This is a genomic window from Buttiauxella sp. S19-1 (assembly GCF_022134725.1).
In the GTDB taxonomy this organism is placed as follows: domain Bacteria; phylum Pseudomonadota; class Gammaproteobacteria; order Enterobacterales; family Enterobacteriaceae; genus Buttiauxella; species Buttiauxella ferragutiae.
This window is the reverse complement of the sequence record NZ_JAHWLU010000104.1, coordinates 1-17,554: the sequence shown is the minus strand read 5'-3', so window position 1 is coordinate 17,554 and position 17,554 is coordinate 1. Positions and strand designations below refer to the sequence as shown.

The window sequence follows — 17,554 nt, the reverse complement described above, 5'->3', positions numbered from 1 at the left end:
GTGATGAAGTTTGCATTTACCCCCAATTGTTAAACATATGTTTACAACACTCTGCCTGACCACTATCTGGTGGCTTTCCAGTTCGTGTTTTAAATTAGCCAACACTCCTCTTTAAAGGTGAGTTATTAGGTGCCAGGTAATTGAACCATGGAAAAGCTCATAGTAAAAATCATTGAACAGAAATCCATTCATGGAATAAATCATTGAACTAGACTTGAATCGTCTGTTTATAGATGAAGAGAGAAACGCGATGCCTAAACAGGAAGAAGGGAAATTTGATTATAATTTAATACATTACCTGGTCACCATTGTCGAAACGAGCAGTATGGTGAGTGCAGCAGAAGTATTGGGGGTTGCGCCTTCAGTCGTCAGTTACGCGGTAAAAAAACTGCGTGATCATTACGGAGACCCGCTTTTTGTTCGTTCGCTCAATGGTGTGAAGCCCACTTCGCTGGCGCTGAATCTTTATCAGAAATTCACGTTGATCAATAACGACATTATTGAAGCGATTAATCTCAAACAGTTACAAAGTACTGCGACGCGTAAAATTTTCATCCAGACAGAATCCTTAAGCGAGTTATGGATTACTGAGAAACTTTGGGAACACGGTATTGTTCCTGAGGAGTGCGTGGTGGAGTTCTGCAGCCTACCTGCAACCAACGAGCAACGGAGTAATAAACTTCGCAGTCGGGAAGTAGACCTGGATATCGGTTTAACCATTCAGGGTGACAGCAACATTCTCGGGACAACTCTTTACTCGTTTGAATACGTCATTATATGCCGCCAACAGCACAAAACCGTAGGTGACAGCATTACCCTGGAACAGTTCACCCAGGAAAAGTACCTCGGCTTTAGTTTGCGCCATTCAGATACGCAATTAAAAAATGACTTTAGCCGCGTGATAAGTTCGCGAGTTCTTGCCCCTGAAATCCGAAGTGAAAGCGCAGTCAATTTGCTTTTGGCCACGCTATCAAGAGATTTACTACTGATTATTCCTAAACAATACTCCTCGTTCATTCGATCTTTCCTGCCATTCAGAGAGGTCAAGTGTGATTTCTTCCAACAAAGCAGTCTCTATTTCAACGCGCACATGCATAAACAAAATGGGGATGACGAGTTGCTAAACAAAATAGTCAGCATTTTGAAAGCACCGATAATGGCGGATGAGAACATTTTTTGAAGTATAAAATTGGGTAGTATCATCGTGCAGGGAAATCCTCCCCCGCACGATGTTCAGACTTAAAAGCCTAAACTATCCAGCAAATCATCAACCTGATCCTGGCTTGCCACCACACCCGCCGCGCTGGCGTTCATTTGTGGGCCGTTAAGCAGGCTGTCAGCCGGGCGTTTTGCTCGGGCATCCAGTTCTGGCATGTTCTCCATCAACACCATCAACAACTGGCGTTCAATTTCCTGGATAACATCCATCATGCGCTTGATTACCTGGCCGGTTAAATCCTGGAAATCCTGTGCCATCATGATTTCCAGAAGCTGGGCATTAGTGAAACTGGTATGCGACGGGACGCCAGATAAATAACTACGCGTATCGGTGACCAGTTCACGGGCATCACCCAGCTCGATGGGGTTTTCAAACCAGGCGTCCCAACGGCCAGTTAATGCTTTGGCATCGCTTTCCATTTTATTCTGGTGAGGCTGTGCGAGCTCCACGCAGTTCAGTGCGCGTTCGGCGGCCTGCGCCGTCATTTGCACCACATAGTCCAGACGGTCGCGGGCATCAGGAATAGCTTCCGCCGCTTCAGCAATCGCCTGGTCAAGGCCCAGTTCGCGCAAGCTGTCACGCAGCATACGGGTCAGGCTACCTATCCGAACGATAATATCGCCGGTTGAATTTAACTCTGACGCGGGGTTTGTAGATGAGTGCATGTGCCTCTCCTTACATGCCGAGCTTTTCGAAGATTTTGTTCAACTTCTCTTCCAGAGTGGCGGCGGTGAACGGTTTCACCACATAACCACTCGCCCCGGCTTGTGCTGCGGCAATAATGTTCTCTTTCTTCGCCTCAGCCGTCACCATCAGCACTGGCATTGCCGCCATTGCGCCATCGGCACGAATGGTTTTCAGCAACTCCAGGCCATCCATGTTCGGCATGTTCCAGTCAGAAATCACGAAGCCAAAGCCGCCACCATTCAGTTTATTCAACGCATCAACGCCATCTTCAGCCTCTTCAACGTTGTTGAAACCCAGCTCTTTTAACAGGTTACGGACAATGCGACGCATGGTAGAGAAGTCATCCACCACCAAAAATTTGAGTTCTTTATCTGCCATTTATAGAGTTCCTTCGGTTAAATACGTATTGCCTGTCCGGCACTAATCTTCATCAACATCTGCTGACTAATCTGGCTTAAATCGACCACTTCGCTAACGCCACCACTGTTAATGGCTTCACGCGGCATGCCGAACACCACACAACTTGCTTCGTTTTGGGCGATGGTCCATGCCCCGGCTTTATGCATTGCCAGCATCCCGGCGGCACCGTCATTCCCCATTCCGGTGAGAATCACGCCCACGGCATTTCTCCCAGCGAATTTCGCCACGGAATGGAACAACACATCCACGGCCGGGCGATGCCGGTTCACAGGTGGGCCATCGTGAATCTTGATTTGGTAGTTCGCCCCGCTGCGAGCAAGCTCCATATGTTTATCACCAGGGGCGATGTACGCATGACCTGGCAATACGCGCTCGCCATCCTCAGCTTCTTTTACGGCTATCTGGCACAACTTGTTGAGCCTGTCGGCAAACGAGCGCGTAAAACCTGGCGGCATATGTTGGGTGATCAGCACCGCTGGGCTTGAAAGCGGCAACGGTTGTAGCACATGGCGAATCGCCTCAGTACCACCAGTTGATGCACCGATGGCTATCAATTTTTCTGAACTGAGCAATGGCCCGGCTTTGATTGCCATCGGAGCCGCCGCTGGTGCGCGTGCGGCCAGTTTGGCTTTGGCCGCGGTGCGCACTTTCTCAGCAATAGTTTCGCTGTACGCCAGCATCCCTTCGCGGATCCCCAACTGTGGTTTAGTGACAAAATCAATCGCCCCCAACTCCAGCGCCCTTAAAGTGACTTCCGAACCTTTCCCCGTCAGTGATGACACCATCACCACCGGCATCGGGCGCAGACGCATCAATTTTTCGAGAAAATCCAGCCCGTCCATACGTGGCATTTCGACATCCAGCGTCAGTACGTCCGGGTTAAATTTTTTAATCAAATCCCGCGCCACCAGCGGGTCTGGCGCGGTTGCCACCATTTCCATGTCGTCATGACTGTTGACTATCTCAGTCATGATTTGACGCATCAGGGCAGAATCATCGACACACAGCACAGTTATTTTTGTCATGATTTTTCCTTACTCAGTCCATATACCGTCTGCCCACGCAGCAAAAATTCGCGGCTGAGATTACTGAAATTTTCCGAATGCCCGGCAAACAGCAATCCGCCCGGTTTAAGCAACGGTACAAAGCGCTGCAAAATTTGCTGCTGCGTTTCTTTATCGAAATAAATCATCACGTTGCGACAGAAAATGGCATCAAATGGCCCAGGAATTGGCGCTTGCTTGTCCAACAGGTTGATTGGCGCAAATTCCATATGACTGGCCAGATCGCTACGTACGCGCACCAGCCCATCGTGTGGCCCGGTGCCGCGCATGAAATAGCGCTGCATCTGGAGTGGAGCCAGCGTTTTCAGTTCATCCTGGCGATAAACCCCACTTTGCGCCTTCTCCAGAACCTGAGTGTCAATATCACTGGCAAACACTTTCCAGCGCCCCGGCGCCATCCCGATAACATCGGCTAGCGTAATCGCGATGGAGTAAGGTTCTTCTCCGGTCGAGGCCGCAGCACTCCACACTTTGTATTCACCACTCCGTTTACGCGCATGCTCTGCGAGAATCGGGAAATGGTGACCCTCGCGAAAAAATGCCGTCAGGTTTGTGGTCAGGGAATTAATGAACGCCTGCCATTCGGCATTAATACCGTTGGCTTCCAGCATGCTCAAATAGTGCCCAAAATCCTCCAGCCCTAAAGTGCGCAAACGGCGCACCAGGCGGTTGTAAACCATGTCGCGTTTATGATCGGCCAGCACAATACCTGCGCGCTGGTAAATCAACTGGCAGATCCGACGAAAATGCGTGTCGGACAGCGGTAGACGCTGTGTCATCTGTAACATTAATGACGTTTGTCCGTTGGACAGTGGTGATGTCATAGCGCCTTCTTGATCATGGAGTGACAAGCACCCCGTTAGTGACTAAATCTTTGCTGATGCCTTGTTCAGTAGCACTTTCCAGATTAAACACTGCAACGACACCACTCAGGTGTTCGGCCTGGCTTGCCAGCGCATCGGTGGCGGCTGCGGCTTCTTCTACCAGTGCAGCATTCTGTTGGGTGACCTGATCCATCTGGCTGACGGCCTGCGCCACCTGTTCGATGCCGCGACGTTGCTCGTCAGAGGCGGAAGCAATTTCGCCCATAATGTCGTTAACCTGCGTCACCGAACGGACGATCTCCGCCATCGTCGTCGCGGCGGTATCCACCAGTTGCGAACCCTGATGCACGCGGTCAACCGACTCTTCAATCAACACTTTGATCTCTTTTGCCGCCTGCGCACTGCGTTGTGCCAGGTTGCGCACCTCGCCTGCGACTACGGCAAATCCACGCCCTTGCTCGCCAGCACGAGCCGCTTCAACGGCGGCGTTCAGTGCCAGAATATTGGTCTGGAAAGCGATGCCATCAATCACGCTGGTGATGTCACCAATTTTCTTCGAGCTTCCGGCGATATCGTGCATGGTACGTGCGACATTGGCCGCTTGCTGGCCGCCTTGCTGCGCGGTATCGGCGGCAGTGCGAGAAAGCTGCGCTGCCTGGCGCGCGTTGTCGGCGTTCTGGCTCACGGTTGCGGTGAGTTGTTCCATACTAGCGGCGGTTTCCGCCAGCGACGCAGCCTGCTGTTCGGTACGTGATGAAAGGTCATTGTTGCCCGCAGCAATTTCTGCGATACCGGTGTGCATCGCGCTGCTGCCCTGGCGAACCTGCCCCACCGTCTCTTTAAGCTCCTGCTGCATGTTTTTCAGGCTGCGGAAAATCTCAGAGATTTCGTTACGCCCAAAGACACCGATCGGGCGTGCCAAATCCCCGGCGGCAATATGCTCAAAATGACTGCGGACGATTTCAAGTGGGCGCACCAGCATTCTGCGTGACCAGACGATTGAGCCAATCAGCATCAGAATCGCAATCACCGTGACACAGGCAAAAATAATGGCCGAGATCTGGTAATTGGTTTTGCTGTCTGCACTCGACGCCGCCACGATGTCATTAATACTTTGCTGCCAGGCATTAAAGTTGGCATCAAAAATATCCTGTGACTTCTGAATCGGCGCGCTGAGGAAATCAGAAAGCTGATTGCTCTCAAGCCAGGTCGACTGATGCTGCAGATCATCGCGCCAGGTGGCGTAACTTTGTTTGGTTGACGCCATCATCACCTCACCTTCTTTATTCAAAGGTGGGATTTCCAGAAACTGGTTAAACAACATGTCAGCCTGTTTCAGGCTGCCGCGCGCGTTGGCCATCAGCCGTTTAATATCGTCTTGCGGATAACTGAGTGCCGTCAGCGTCCCGGCCCGGCTCAGCGCCGTGCTGGCCTGCAACAAAGCCGCACGGCTTTGCGTTAGGGTGTCACGTTGCTGGTTTCCGACTTCAACCATTTTTAAATTCTGAAAGTCATCCCTGAATGCCCAAAAGGACAGTCCATTACTGCCAATCTGCAATACGCCGCAGACGATCAAGATTAACAACAGCGTGGTCGAAATTCGGATACGGTTGAACATCACATCCCCTCAGCTGGCATGTCTGGCAGCCATTAATGATTCTTAGAAAGTTTCCCAATTGTCGTCATGCCCACTGACGGTGGCTTTACTGGTCTTGAGAACCGGTGTCGCCACACTCGAGGCAATAACAGCAGGCGTCGTCGCAGGTTCAGCCTGTAAACGGAAGGCTGCGACCAGTTGGTTTAGCATGCTGGCTTGTTCTTCAAGGGCGGCTGCGGCAGAAGCCGATTCTTCCACCAGTGAAGCGTTCTGTTGCGTGACGCGGTCCATTTCAGACACCGCCAGCGCAACTTGATCGATACCGCGGCTTTGTTCGTCAGAGGCGGAAGCAATTTCGCCCATGATGTCTGTCACCCGCGTCACCGCATTGACGATGTCGCTCATCGTTTCCCCGGCGCTTTCCACCAGCACTGAGCCGGTATCCACGCGGGAAACTGAATCTTCAATCAGCGATTTGATCTCTTTGGCGGCCTGCGCACTGCGCTGCGCCAGATTACGCACTTCGCCCGCGACTACCGCGAATCCACGGCCTTGCTCACCGGCACGTGCCGCTTCCACCGCGGCGTTCAGCGCCAGGATGTTGGTCTGAAAAGCGATGCCATCAATTACGCCGGTAATGTCAGCGATTTTTTTCGAGGAGCCTGCGATGTCGTGCATGGTTTTCACCACGCCATCCACCACTTTGCCGCCACGTTGGGCCGTTTCGGAGGCGCTTAAGGCCAGTTGTGAAGCCTGGCGGGCATTTTCGGCGTTCTGTTTCACCGTCGCAGTAAGCTGTTCCATGCTGGCAGCTGTTTCTTCAAGCGAAGCGGCTTGCTGTTCGGTGCGCGATGAAAGGTCATTATTTCCGGCAGCAATTTCGCTGGCTCCGCTATAAATCGCGTCGGAACCATCACGCACGCTGCCAACGGTGATAATCAGTTCTTGCTGCATATGGCGCACGCTGGAAGTCAGCACGCTGATTTCATTGCGCCCGCTGGACACGATATTTTCCGTCAAGTTGCCGTTAGCGATTTCACGAATATGGCCGATAACCACTGACAGCGGTTGCAGCAGAATGCGGCGCATCCCAGCCCACACCAGCAGAATCACTGCAAAGAGCGCTAACGCCAGTCCGGCGATTTGCCATTTGGCAAAGTTGTAATTATGGGTGCTGGCAATAAACGACTGCTCATACATGCGGTCGTTCATGGCGATGTAATTGCCATATTCAGTCTGAAGGGCGTTTTGCAGGCTTTGTGTGGACTGCGCAAAATAGGCGTCCATGTTGCCACTTTCCAGGTAACCCACCAGTTCGCTCAGCGCCTGGTTGTAGTTCTGGTAATCGTCATCAATGCCTTTGACCAGGGTTTCCAGCTCTGGGTTAATAGCGGGGATTTGTTTAAACAGGGCGTAATGTTGCTGGGCGCTGGCCAGGGATTTTTTAGCGTTATTGAGCAGTTCGGTTTTAGCCGCACTTTGCCCGTTGCTGGCATCCATCATCATACGAGCGGCGGAGCGGCTGAGATTGATGCGGGTTTGCAGCATCAATTCCCAGGTATTAGCCAGTTCCGATTGTTGAACGCGTAACTCTCTGGAAACTTTAAAACTGTCGTTATTATCTTTAAGTGAGTTAAAAAACATTCCGCCAGAGATGAGCTGGAGGAGTGCAAACACCACCAACACCATCAAAAGCACGGTGACAACGCGAATACGGTTCAACATATAACACCCTTTTAATGATTTCTTATCGGTGTTATCGGCATACGGTGTCGAAACTTTACGTGAAACTTTTGGGATGTTTTTGTCGGATAAGGACGTCGGGGCACTGCGTTTGCCCAACCTACGGACGAGCGGACAATGGCGGTAGTTGCATGATTGCTGACATGTTGTTGCATAAGGCATTCTGTATTAACAAATGCGACAAAAAGTAAAAAATAGTTGAATCCGGACGCTGTTTGCTTCAATTTATGGGCCGAATACTTATTGGGCAAACATAATAATTATATATGGTTCAATAGGTTAAATTATTGTTACTAAACCGGATGGGGTTACTACGTAAGTGTCAAACTCAAACAAACTCACGCTGTTTATTTTGCTATTCATGTTCGCCGGTATTCTCTCGGGCGCCGCCATTCATGAATACGCTGCCGCAGACAACATCAAAAGTTATGCCGAAAACATCACGCTGTTTACCGACATTTTTTTACGACTGATCAAAATGGTGATTGCCCCTTTGGTGTTTAGCACCTTAACGGTTGGCATCATGAAGATGGGCGAAACGTCAACTATTGGCCGCGTCGGTGGTAAAGCGATGGTGTGGTTTGTCTCCTCTTCCATCCTTTCCATTCTGGTGGGTTTGTTCATCGTCACGCTTCAGCAGCCAGGTGCGGGCATGAATCTCCAGGTTCCGGCAGGTGATGTGCAAACCGGCCTTGCGGTTAGCGGCATGAACCTGAAAGCCTTTATCTCGCATACCATTCCAACCAGTATTGCGGGCGCGATGTCGAATAACGAAATCCTGCAAATAGTGGTGTTCTCTTTATTCTTCGGTATTGCGGGCGCTTCGCTTGGCGAGAAATTCAACACGCCATTAGTGGCAGCGCTGGATGTGGTTTCCCACATCATGCTGAAAGTGACGGGTTATGTAATGTACGTGGCACCGCTGGCAATTTTTGCCGCGATATCTTCTGTGGTGGCCACCGAAGGTTTGGGTATTTTGCTCAACTACGCCTCGTTTATCGGCGGTTACTATCTGGCGATCATCCTCACCTGCATGGTGCTGATTGGCGTCGGTTACATGGTGCTCAAGCGTGATGTGTTCCGCCTGATTGCCATGCTCAAAGACCCAGTTCTGGTTGCGTTTACTACCAGCAGCTCAGAAGCGGCTTATCCTAAAACATTGGATCAGCTCACGCGCTTTGGTTGCTCACGTAACATTGCATCCTTTGTTCTGCCGATTGGTTATTCGTTCAACCTGGTCGGTTCGATGGTGTACTGCTCTTTTGCTTCGATGTTTATCGCCCAGGCCTATAACATCCACCTGAATTTCTCTGAGATTGTGGTACTGATGCTGACGTTGATGCTGGCATCGAAAGGTATCGCTGGGGTGCCGCGTTCTGCACTGGTGGTGCTGGCTGCCACCATTCCAAGCTTTAATATCCCGGTGGCAGGTATTTTGCTGCTGATGGGTATCGACCACTTCCTCGACATGGGCCGTTCAGCGATTAACGTGCTGGGTAACGGTGTGGCAACAGCGATGTTGTCGAAAAACGAAGGCGAGATGGAAGAAGAAGTCGAAGCTGGCGAACGCGTAGAAGCGTAATACGCTGATGATAGTGGCGGATGGCGCTTGCGCTTATCCGCCCTACAAAAAAACCGCATCGCGTAGGTCGGGCAAGCGCAAGCGCCACCCGACAACCCGCTAAGCCAAATCAGGCTACGCGGCTAACATCATCGATCAGTGCCATCTCTTCGCTATTCAGCAACTTCTCAATGTTCACCAGAATCAGCATACGGTCACCCAGTGCGCCGAGGCCAGTCAGGTATTCCGTTGACAGCGTGACGGCAAATTCAGGTGCCGGGCGGATTTGTTCAGCCGTCAGCGACAACACATCAGACACGCCATCCACCACAATCCCCACCACACGTTGGCCGAAATTCAGCACGATAACCACCGTGTTATCGTTATATTCCACGTCATCTTGCGCAAACTTAATGCGCAAATCGAGGATAGGCACAATCACACCGCGCAGGTTGGTCACCCCTTTGATAAACGCAGGCGTGTTGGCAATACGCGTGACTTGATCGTATCCGCGAATTTCCTGCACTTTTAAAATGTCGATGCCGTACTCTTCGTCGCCGAGAGTGAAAACGAGGAACTCTTGCCCTACCGTTTCCCCGGTCATTTTTGTCACATTAGTTAATCCAGTCATTTAATTATCCTATTCTAAAACCCGGAGGATCAGGCGGCGTGGCCGGCCATACGTTGTTCACGGTTCAAACCTTGCAGCGCAGAAACATCAACAATCAGCGCCACACTGCCATCGCCAAGAATGGTGGCAGCAGAAATACCCGGCACTTTGCGATAGTTACTTTCGAGGTTTTTCACCACCACCTGGTGCTGACCAATCAACTGGTCGACCAATAGTGCGTAACGCCGTCCGGCACTTTGCAAAATCACCACGATGCCCTGCGTCGCTTCAGTTTTAGCGCCAGTCACATCAAACACTTTCCACAGTTCAACCAGCGGCAAGTATTCGCCACGCACTTCAAGCACGCGCTCGCCACCCGCCAGCGGATGCAAATCATCTTCCTTCGGCTGTAACGACTCCATCACCGCGTTGAGCGGCAAGATAAAGACTTCGTCACAAACTTTGACCGACATGCCATCAAGAATAGCGAGGGTCAGCGGCAACATAATGCGGATGGTGGTGCCGACATTGGCCTGCGATTTGATTTCAACATGGCCACCCATTTCCTGGATGTTACGTTTCACCACGTCCATACCGACACCGCGCCCGGACACATCAGTGACCTGCTCGGCGGTGGAGAACCCTGGGGCAAAAATCAGCATGCCCACTTCATCGTCAGACATGTTTTCGTGTACCGCCATGCCTTGCGACAGCGCTTTGGCAAGAATGCGCTCACGGTTCAGGCCAGCACCATCATCAGAAACTTCGATGCAGATATTCCCGCCCTGGTGTTCTGCCGAAAGAATCAAATTTCCTACCGCCGATTTACCCGCCGCGTGGCGTTTTTCCGGCGATTCGATACCGTGGTCGAGACTGTTACGCACCAGGTGAGTTAATGGGTCAATAATGCGTTCGATTAAACTTTTATCCAGCTCCGTTGAGCTACCCTGCAAAGTCAGTTCGACTTGTTTACCCAATTTACCCGCCAGATCACGTACCAGACGCGGGAAGCGACTGAAGACATACTCCATTGGCATCATTCGGATAGACATCACTGACTCTTGCAGGTCACGGGCGTTACGTTGTAACTGACCCATACTGGTAATCAATTCGCCGTGTTCAACCGGGTCAAGTTCGTTGGAACGTTGGGCTAACATCGACTGGGTAATCACCAGTTCGCCTACCAGGTTAATCAGCTGATCGACCTTTTCCACGGCGACACGGATGCTGCTTGACTCACTGACACGCGGCGGTTTGCTTTCTCTTTCGCTACGTGGTGCAACGGGTGCCGCAACCGCAGCCACTGGTTGCTCTGCATTCACAGCAACAGCAACCGGCGTTTCAGCTGCTACAACTTCCGCAACTTCTTCTGCTGTGCCGCTTGCCACTAATGGCAGGAATTCGATCTGTTCAGGTTCGATAACAAAACAGAGCACCGCGCTGATGTCATCGGCACAGACGGTGGTTTCCAGCGTCGCGGTCACTGAGCTTTCACCCTGCTCGACATCGCTTATCGTGCCGAGGTTAGATAGCTCCTCGAGCAACAAACTGCGCTCGCTGGCTTTCAAACCGGTAATGGCAATGCGTAAATAGCCGTCACTGGCAGGCGCTGTTTCAACAGTTTCTTTTTCAACAACCGTTAATTTTGTAGCCTGCGTTGGGGCTTCACCTTTGGCTTCCAGAGCCAGTTGGCGTAACGCTTTGCAGATATAATCGAAACTCTCAGCATCCGGTTCCTGGGAGTTTTTATAAGCGTCCAACTGTTCCTGCATAATATCTTTGGTTTCCAAAAACAGGTTGATGATATCGGTGTTGAGTTGCATCTCACCACGTCGCGCTTCGTCCAGCAGGTTTTCCATTAAGTGCGTGGTTTCCTGCAAAATGGAGAAACCGAACGTTCCCGCGCCCCCTTTGATCGAGTGCGCAGCACGAAATATGGCATTCAGCTGTTCTGAATCCGGCGCTTCAGACACCAGGTTCAGCAGATGTTGTTCCATATCAGCCAGTAGCTCGTCGGCCTCGTCAAAAAATGTTTGGTAAAAATCGCTGATATCCATACTCACGCTATCACCTCGTACCGGATTGTGGCGGTAATGTGTTCTGCGCCGGTTCTACGGCCACAGGTTGTTGGAGAATGCTTAGTGGCTGATTATCGCTTTCTGCGTTTTCGTGCACGATGGCCTCTTCAGCTTGTTTATTCAGTACCAGCAAACTAATGCGTCGGTTGATCGCATCGCCAGGTCCGCGGTTTGTCAGGCGCATGGTGGATGCCATGCCCACAACACGCAGGACCTTGCCGTCGATAAGTCCACCCGACATCAGTTCGCGCCGCGAAGCATTTGCCCGGTCCGCAGATAACTCCCAGTTGCTATAACCACGCTCTCCCATGGCATAAGGCAAATCATCAGTGTGACCAGACAAGCTAATTTTATTAGGAAAATCATTAAGTAACGGCGCAATACTGCGCAGAATATCGCGCATATAAGGCTCAACTTCAGCGCTACCGTTTTTAAACATTGGGCGGTTCTGGCTGTCGATGATTTGTATCCGCAGCCCCTCTTGAACCAGGTCAATCTGCAGATGCGGACGCAGTGCTCGCAACCTGGGATCGGCGTCAATCAATTGATCCAGTTTGTCGGCCAATCGCTTGAGACGACTGGTTTCCATTTTTTTCCTGAGATCTTCAATGTTGGGTTGTCTTTTCACTTCGCCCTGTTGTTGGGTCACATCATCGCCACCGCCAGGAATCGGGCTTTGGCTATCGGCAATGCGTTGCCCGCCGGTAATCGCGGCAGAAAGTGGTGTACGGAAGTAGTCGGCAATTTGCGCCAGTTCTTTAGGGCTGGAGATGGAAATCAGCCACATCACCAGAAAAAAGGCCATCATCGCGGTCATAAAATCCGCGTAGGCAATTTTCCATGAACCGTGCGCGCCGCCGCCGTGGGCTTTGTGTTTGCGTCGTTTTACGACAACAATCGGGCGCGCGTTGTGTTTCATACTTCTTCTTCCGTGGCACGCTGCTGCGTGTTCGGGGAACGAACAGCACGCACATGTTCTTCAAGTTCAATGAACGACGGACGTTCACTGGAATAAAGAGTTTTACGGCCAAATTCGACAGCGATTGGCGGCGCATAACCGTTAAGGCTTGAGAGCAATGTGACTTTCACGCACTGCATCATTTTTGTGGTTTCAGCACTCTTTTGACGCAGAACGGTCGCCAGAGGCGAGATAAAACCGTAAGCCAGCAAAATCCCAAGGAAGGTTCCGACCATGGCGTGCGCAATCAGCGACCCCAGTTCACCTGCCGGTCTGTCGGCGGAAGCCAGTGCGTGAACCACGCCCATCACTGCCGCAACAATACCGAATGCCGGAAGGGAATCCCCCATTATTGCCAGGCTATTTGCCGGTATTTCCGCTTCACTTTCGTGGGTTTCAATTTCTTCATCCATCAACGCTTCAATTTCAAACGAGTTCATATTCCCGCTGATGATCAGGCGTAGATAATCAATAATGAAATCCAGCATCAAAGTGTCAGCTAAAATGCGCGGGTAGCTGGCGAATATTTCGCTCTCTTTAGGATTTTCAATATCACGTTCCAGCGAAAACATCCCTTGTTGACGTGACTTCGCCATCAAGCGATATAACAACGCCATGAGATCCATATACATGCTTTTGGTATATTTCGAGCGACGAAAAAGTAATGGCAACGCTTTTATCGTCGCTTTAATCGCTTTACCGTTATTACCCACGATAAAGGCCCCAATACCCGCCCCACCAATGATGATAAATTCAGCTGGTTGATAGAGTGCGCCAAGATGACCGCCAGTCATCATATAGCCGCCGAATACTGTCGCAATAACGACCAGATAACCTATTACAATCAGCACGAGTACATCCTTCTGCTGTTAAATGTGACGAGGAATCACAAATCAGAGGTGAAAACAGTCAGGCGCGGGGCAAAAAAAAGCAGCGATAATTGCTTATCGCTGCTGGAGTGTTTATCCACACCGAACTGTTAAACGGCCTGTTTGACCTGTTCATCCAGCAGTTGTGGAATAATATCGGCAGTATTCGAAGAAAGTTTACGTCTTTTTACTGCTCTCGATGGAGGCTGGCACAAACTACAAGCAAAGCTGCCTGCTGGCTGGTGTGCGTGGGTGATAAAGTTACCACCGCAGCAATTACAACTACTCAATTCAAGCATATTGCTTTCAACAAAACGGACAAGGGTCCAGGCGCGAGTCAGCGCCAGTAGCGGGCCACCCTCTTGTGCCGGACACTGTTCAAGATAGAGGCGGTAAGCTTTGATGACCGCGTCAACACCGGAACATAATCCGGTGCGTAGTAAAAACTGCCAGGAGTTGCAAAACATGGAAGCATGGATATTTTGCTCCCAGGTCATAAACCAGTCGGTAGAAAAAGGTAGCATTCCTTTCGGCGGAGGACTCCCGCGGAGCTCTTTATAAAGTTTGATTAGTCTGCCACGGCTTAATTGTGTTTCGCTTTCAAGCATCTGCAATCTAGCGCCCAGCGTTATTAATTCCATCGCCAGTTGTATGTCGCGGGCTTCCTGAACAATACTTTTCTCGCTCATTTTGTTACGCCCTTTTTTTGCGAGGTGCCTCGTCTATCGGCGACACCTCTTTTAATAAGCGGGTGGATAACAAAATGCCAGTATGGATTTGCTGTAAATCGTCCACACGTGAGTCTTGTGTTAAACGAGTAATTGATTGGTTATCACTAAAACGGAACTGACAAATCAGTTGATTGGTTTCCGCCAATTTTACCATTTGTGGCAAGGTTAATTCGCTAAGGGTATTGGCCATATCCTCGCTCACGCCCAAACGAAACATTGCTGAAGGTTTGTCGCCATTAATAAGGCGTTGCGCAAGAAGTAAATACGACAAATTAATATCGTAGATATGTTTTAACAACTCGGATGTATGCATTTTGTTCATCCTGAAAAACTAACTTTTATACATGCGGCGATGCCGCACCCCGTGAGTCGCCGGGAATTCCCGGTTAAAATTAAAACAACCAAAAAAAGCTCGTTAATTAACCGATAGGATGCACTGAATCCACCGCGCCAAAAATGCAGTGAAACTTCCTTGTGGGTGCGTTCATATCCGAGCGTAAAAATTTGTAAGAAATTAAGATTTTTCCTAATTCCGCGCAAACTCTACTCGTAGCCCTTTAGACATACAATGCGGGGGTCGTTAAATTTTCAAGTTTATGTGATGGAGATCACATATATTTACTGTATGCATCCCACTAAAACATCAGTGAGACTTTCCATTTGAATGTTTTATAAACAAACTCGGTATATCCGTTACGTTTATCTGGAAAAACCTTATCTTCGCGCTAACAACCCTATGACTTACGAGCAATAACACGGTCAGGAATTATCTTATCTGTGTGATTTATCTCGCATTTTCAATTAGACCAACGAATACACTAATAAAAATCCCACTTTCAGCATGTAACACCTTGTAAGACATTATTTTGCCTAAGAAAAAGAAGTCATTCGCTATAGAAATGGAGCGGCATAGTAACCAGAAAAAATAATACAAAAGTTTGATGGTAAAACGATCAATTTATACTTCACATTCTCATTACAACTATTTTACATTAGCGTTATTTATGAATTTTCTTGAGCAGGCTCACAGTTCCTGTGGTTACTATACTTGCGCAATAACGTAGATTGATATAGGAAGATGTTAACCGTCTGGTTCTCAGGCAACAGGAGGTTGTAATGAGTTACAAACATATACTGGTTGCTGTCGCTGTCAGTCCTGAAAGCCATTTGCTGGTCGCCCGGGCAGTTTCTATTGCCCGGCCAGTTAATGGTAAAATCACTTTAATTACACTCGCCTCGGAACCCGAACTCTATAATCAATTCGCCGCGCCTATGCTTGAAAACTTACGGGAATTAATGCTTGAAGAGACGCAGATCTTTATTGATGAACTGCTCGAAAAAGCTAATTACCCCATTACTAATACTGTTATTGCTACGGGCGAATTAAGTGAGCATATTCTGGCAATCTGCAATCAGGGATCGGTAGATTTAGTGATTTGCGGCAACCACAATCAAACCTTTTTCAGCAAGATAATTTGCTCCGCGAAGGCGGTAGTCGAGTCAAGCAAGGTGGATGTGTTGTTGGTACCATTGGGCACTTAATGTTTATGGCTAATGTTTATGGCTAATGTTTATGGCAGTCCGTGATTTTCCGTTCACCCGTTAATCTTCTTTCTCTTATAGCTCAATGAACGGTGAACGTATCAAGGGGTTAACGCCAACCCCTTGATAATCCCGGCGTCCGGCAAATCAATCGCCGCAAGCGGTAAACCTCCAGTTTGCCTCCGTGTCAGGGTCGGTTGCGATTCGTTCCCGACGATCGCGCCCTCCAGTCGTTCCCGACGACTGGACCCTGCCACCTGGAGCCAAAATGGAGGCGATTGAAGCCGGAACCAAAGGTCAACATCAGAGGATAAAGACCACACCGAACCGGTTTTGACCTTGTTCCCGGTATAAATTGCCCCAGAAATCGTAGGTCGGATAAGCGTGAGCGTCATCCGACAAAACAAGTTGGCGCGGAAATCACGCCAGCTTCGGAAACGTCGCCACCTTCTTATCCAAATTTGATTCATCGCAACGCTGCACGGCCTTCTTTAGGTCGTCAATAAACCTCTGTTGCCAGCGATGAATGTCATTCTTTTCAATCACCGCCATCATTTCACTGTGGCGTGATATCCGCTCGGCAAGCGGCATGGTTAATGCGCGATCCAGTGCCGCGGCAACATCATCGCGGTCATATGGGTTAACAATGAGAGCAGACGATAATTCATTCGCCGCGCCAGCAAATTTCGACAGCACCAATACCCCTGGATTAGCCGGGTCTTGTGCCGCCACGTACTCTTTTGCCACCAGGTTCATGCCGTCACGCAGCGGCGTTACTAAACCGACATCGGCATGTCGGAACACTTTCATCACCAGTTTGCGGTCAAAGTGCTGGTTCAGATAATACAGCGGCGTCCAGCCCAGTTGCCCGTATTTACCATTAATGCGTCCTGCTTCCGTTTCCAGTTGATGACGAATATCCTGGTACGCCTGAACATCGCCGCGCGACGTCGGCGCAATTTGCGTATAACGAATTTTGCCGTGGTGCTGCGGGTAGTTTTCCAGCAAAGCTTCAAAAGCGAGGAAGCGTTCCGGCAGCCCTTTGGAGTAGTCCAGTCGCTCTACAGAGAAGATGTTTTTGATGCTCCCCAGTTCGGCTTTGAGTTGTGCGAGTTTTGGTGGCAGCGGCCCCTCGGCGCTCTTTTTGATCTCTTGCGGCTCAATGCCTATCGGGTAAACCTCGGTGCGGAAGCTATTGCCAAACGCTTGATGCTGGTTCTTACCTTTATTTTCCAGACGCGTCTGGGTGGCAACACAATCGAGGAAAGCCTGACGATCGTTTTCAGTCTGGAAGCCCAGCAAATCGTATTCACACAACGCCTCAATCAGCTCGCCATGCGGCGGCAGCGCGTTGAATATTTCAGGGGTTGGGAATGGAATGTGTAAGAAGAAACCAATACGATGATCGAGCCCCTGTTTGCGGCATTCGGCGGCAAAAGGCAGCAAATGGTAGTCGTGCACCCACAGAATGTCGTCATTCTCCAGCAGCGGCTTGAGTTTGCTGGCCAACAGAGTATTGACCCGTTGATATCCTTCCCAGGCTTCTCGCTGGAAATCGACCAGATCCAAACGATAATGAAACGCTGGCCAAAGTACCGCATTCGAGAATTGTAGATAATAGCTTTCGTAATCTTGTTGGCTCAGATTGAAT

The 17,554-nt window shown here is 50.0% G+C and carries 16 protein-coding genes; 3 read left to right on the top strand and 13 right to left on the bottom strand.

The features are described 5' to 3' along the window. Positions 1-250 precede the first annotated feature (250 nt). Positions 251-1,180 (top strand): LysR family transcriptional regulator, encoded by a 930-nt coding sequence (locus tag MES37_RS19020; RefSeq protein WP_064545829.1) that lies wholly within the window; start codon positions 251-253, stop codon positions 1,178-1,180. A gap of 59 nt (positions 1,181-1,239) precedes the next feature. Here MES37_RS19020 and cheZ read toward each other — a convergent pair whose 3' ends face one another. From cheZ to tar, 6 genes are read right to left on the bottom strand one after another with little or no spacing between them, the layout of a single operon-like run. Continuing rightward, positions 1,240-1,884 carry a protein phosphatase CheZ gene (gene cheZ, locus MES37_RS19015; protein WP_064545826.1) on the bottom strand — a complete coding sequence of 215 codons (645 nt, stop codon included), beginning with the start codon at positions 1,882-1,884 and terminating at the stop codon, positions 1,240-1,242. A gap of 10 nt (positions 1,885-1,894) precedes the next feature. Beyond that, positions 1,895-2,284 carry a chemotaxis response regulator CheY gene (gene cheY / locus MES37_RS19010; protein ID WP_064545825.1) on the bottom strand — a complete coding sequence of 130 codons (390 nt, stop codon included), beginning with the start codon at positions 2,282-2,284 and terminating at the stop codon, positions 1,895-1,897. A gap of 17 nt (positions 2,285-2,301) precedes the next feature. After that, positions 2,302-3,351 carry a protein-glutamate methylesterase/protein-glutamine glutaminase gene (locus MES37_RS19005; protein WP_237932373.1) on the bottom strand — a complete coding sequence of 350 codons (1,050 nt, stop codon included), beginning with the start codon at positions 3,349-3,351 and terminating at the stop codon, positions 2,302-2,304. Next, positions 3,348-4,214: a protein-glutamate O-methyltransferase CheR gene (gene cheR, locus MES37_RS19000; protein WP_133521668.1), complete on the bottom strand. Its 867-nt coding sequence runs from the start codon at positions 4,212-4,214 to the stop codon at positions 3,348-3,350. Before cheR ends, MES37_RS19005 begins: the two co-directional genes overlap by 4 nt. Before the next feature lie 13 nt (positions 4,215-4,227). Next, the gene (locus MES37_RS18995; RefSeq protein ID WP_237932370.1) at positions 4,228-5,832 is read right to left on the bottom strand and encodes a methyl-accepting chemotaxis protein; all 1,605 of its coding nucleotides are present in this window, start codon (positions 5,830-5,832) and stop codon (positions 4,228-4,230) included. Between the two features lie 42 nt (positions 5,833-5,874). Next, positions 5,875-7,536: a methyl-accepting chemotaxis protein II gene (gene tar / locus MES37_RS18990; RefSeq protein ID WP_064545818.1), complete on the bottom strand. Its 1,662-nt coding sequence runs from the start codon at positions 7,534-7,536 to the stop codon at positions 5,875-5,877. A gap of 337 nt (positions 7,537-7,873) precedes the next feature. Between tar and MES37_RS18985 the strand changes: the two genes are divergently transcribed. Continuing rightward, entirely contained in the window at positions 7,874-9,136 is a 1,263-nt protein-coding gene (locus tag MES37_RS18985; RefSeq protein ID WP_064545816.1) for a dicarboxylate/amino acid:cation symporter, read from the top strand. A gap of 109 nt (positions 9,137-9,245) precedes the next feature. Here MES37_RS18985 and cheW read toward each other — a convergent pair whose 3' ends face one another. From cheW to flhD, 6 genes are all read right to left on the bottom strand, one after another. Beyond that, positions 9,246-9,746, bottom strand: a complete 501-nt coding sequence (cheW, locus tag MES37_RS18980; RefSeq protein ID WP_064545814.1) for a chemotaxis protein CheW — start codon at positions 9,744-9,746, stop codon at positions 9,246-9,248. Between the two features lie 29 nt (positions 9,747-9,775). After that, complete coding sequence (cheA, locus tag MES37_RS18975) at positions 9,776-11,782, bottom strand: chemotaxis protein CheA (RefSeq protein WP_237932375.1); 2,007 nt, start codon at positions 11,780-11,782, stop codon at positions 9,776-9,778. 10 nt (positions 11,783-11,792) lie between these two features. After that, on the bottom strand, positions 11,793-12,722 hold the full coding sequence (motB, locus tag MES37_RS18970; protein ID WP_064545810.1) for a flagellar motor protein MotB: 930 nt from the start codon (positions 12,720-12,722) through the stop codon (positions 11,793-11,795). Further along, the gene (motA, locus tag MES37_RS18965) at positions 12,719-13,612 is read right to left on the bottom strand and encodes a flagellar motor stator protein MotA (protein WP_064545808.1); all 894 of its coding nucleotides are present in this window, start codon (positions 13,610-13,612) and stop codon (positions 12,719-12,721) included. Before motA ends, motB begins: the two co-directional genes overlap by 4 nt. A gap of 128 nt (positions 13,613-13,740) precedes the next feature. Then, positions 13,741-14,319 carry a flagellar transcriptional regulator FlhC gene (flhC, locus tag MES37_RS18960; RefSeq protein WP_064545806.1) on the bottom strand — a complete coding sequence of 193 codons (579 nt, stop codon included), beginning with the start codon at positions 14,317-14,319 and terminating at the stop codon, positions 13,741-13,743. 4 nt (positions 14,320-14,323) lie between these two features. Next, on the bottom strand, positions 14,324-14,674 hold the full coding sequence (flhD, locus tag MES37_RS18955; RefSeq protein WP_064545804.1) for a flagellar transcriptional regulator FlhD: 351 nt from the start codon (positions 14,672-14,674) through the stop codon (positions 14,324-14,326). Positions 14,675-15,477: 803 nt separating this feature from the next. Here flhD and uspC point away from each other — a divergent pair. Further along, positions 15,478-15,903, top strand: a complete 426-nt coding sequence (gene uspC, locus MES37_RS18950) for a universal stress protein UspC (protein WP_133521671.1) — start codon at positions 15,478-15,480, stop codon at positions 15,901-15,903. Between the two features lie 420 nt (positions 15,904-16,323). On the opposite strand, the gene otsA is transcribed toward uspC, so the two are convergent. After that, the coding region (otsA, locus tag MES37_RS18945) for an alpha,alpha-trehalose-phosphate synthase (RefSeq protein ID WP_237932369.1) at positions 16,324-17,554 on the bottom strand (1,231 nt) is incomplete at its 5' end.

Coding starts and splice junctions, on each gene's coding strand:
- MES37_RS19020 (WP_064545829.1), top strand. CDS start 251: ATGCCTAAACAGGAAGAAGGGAAATTTGATTATAATTTAATACATTAC.
- cheZ (WP_064545826.1), bottom strand. CDS start 1,884: ATGCACTCATCTACAAACCCCGCGTCAGAGTTAAATTCAACCGGCGAT.
- cheY (WP_064545825.1), bottom strand. CDS start 2,284: ATGGCAGATAAAGAACTCAAATTTTTGGTGGTGGATGACTTCTCTACC.
- MES37_RS19005 (WP_237932373.1), bottom strand. CDS start 3,351: ATGACAAAAATAACTGTGCTGTGTGTCGATGATTCTGCCCTGATGCGT.
- cheR (WP_133521668.1), bottom strand. CDS start 4,214: ATGACATCACCACTGTCCAACGGACAAACGTCATTAATGTTACAGATG.
- MES37_RS18995 (WP_237932370.1), bottom strand. CDS start 5,832: ATGTTCAACCGTATCCGAATTTCGACCACGCTGTTGTTAATCTTGATC.
- tar (WP_064545818.1), bottom strand. CDS start 7,536: ATGTTGAACCGTATTCGCGTTGTCACCGTGCTTTTGATGGTGTTGGTG.
- cheW (WP_064545814.1), bottom strand. CDS start 9,746: ATGACTGGATTAACTAATGTGACAAAAATGACCGGGGAAACGGTAGGG.
- cheA (WP_237932375.1), bottom strand. CDS start 11,782: ATGGATATCAGCGATTTTTACCAAACATTTTTTGACGAGGCCGACGAG.
- motB (WP_064545810.1), bottom strand. CDS start 12,722: ATGAAACACAACGCGCGCCCGATTGTTGTCGTAAAACGACGCAAACAC.
- flhC (WP_064545806.1), bottom strand. CDS start 14,319: ATGAGCGAGAAAAGTATTGTTCAGGAAGCCCGCGACATACAACTGGCG.
- flhD (WP_064545804.1), bottom strand. CDS start 14,674: ATGCATACATCCGAGTTGTTAAAACATATCTACGATATTAATTTGTCG.
- uspC (WP_133521671.1), top strand. CDS start 15,478: ATGAGTTACAAACATATACTGGTTGCTGTCGCTGTCAGTCCTGAAAGC.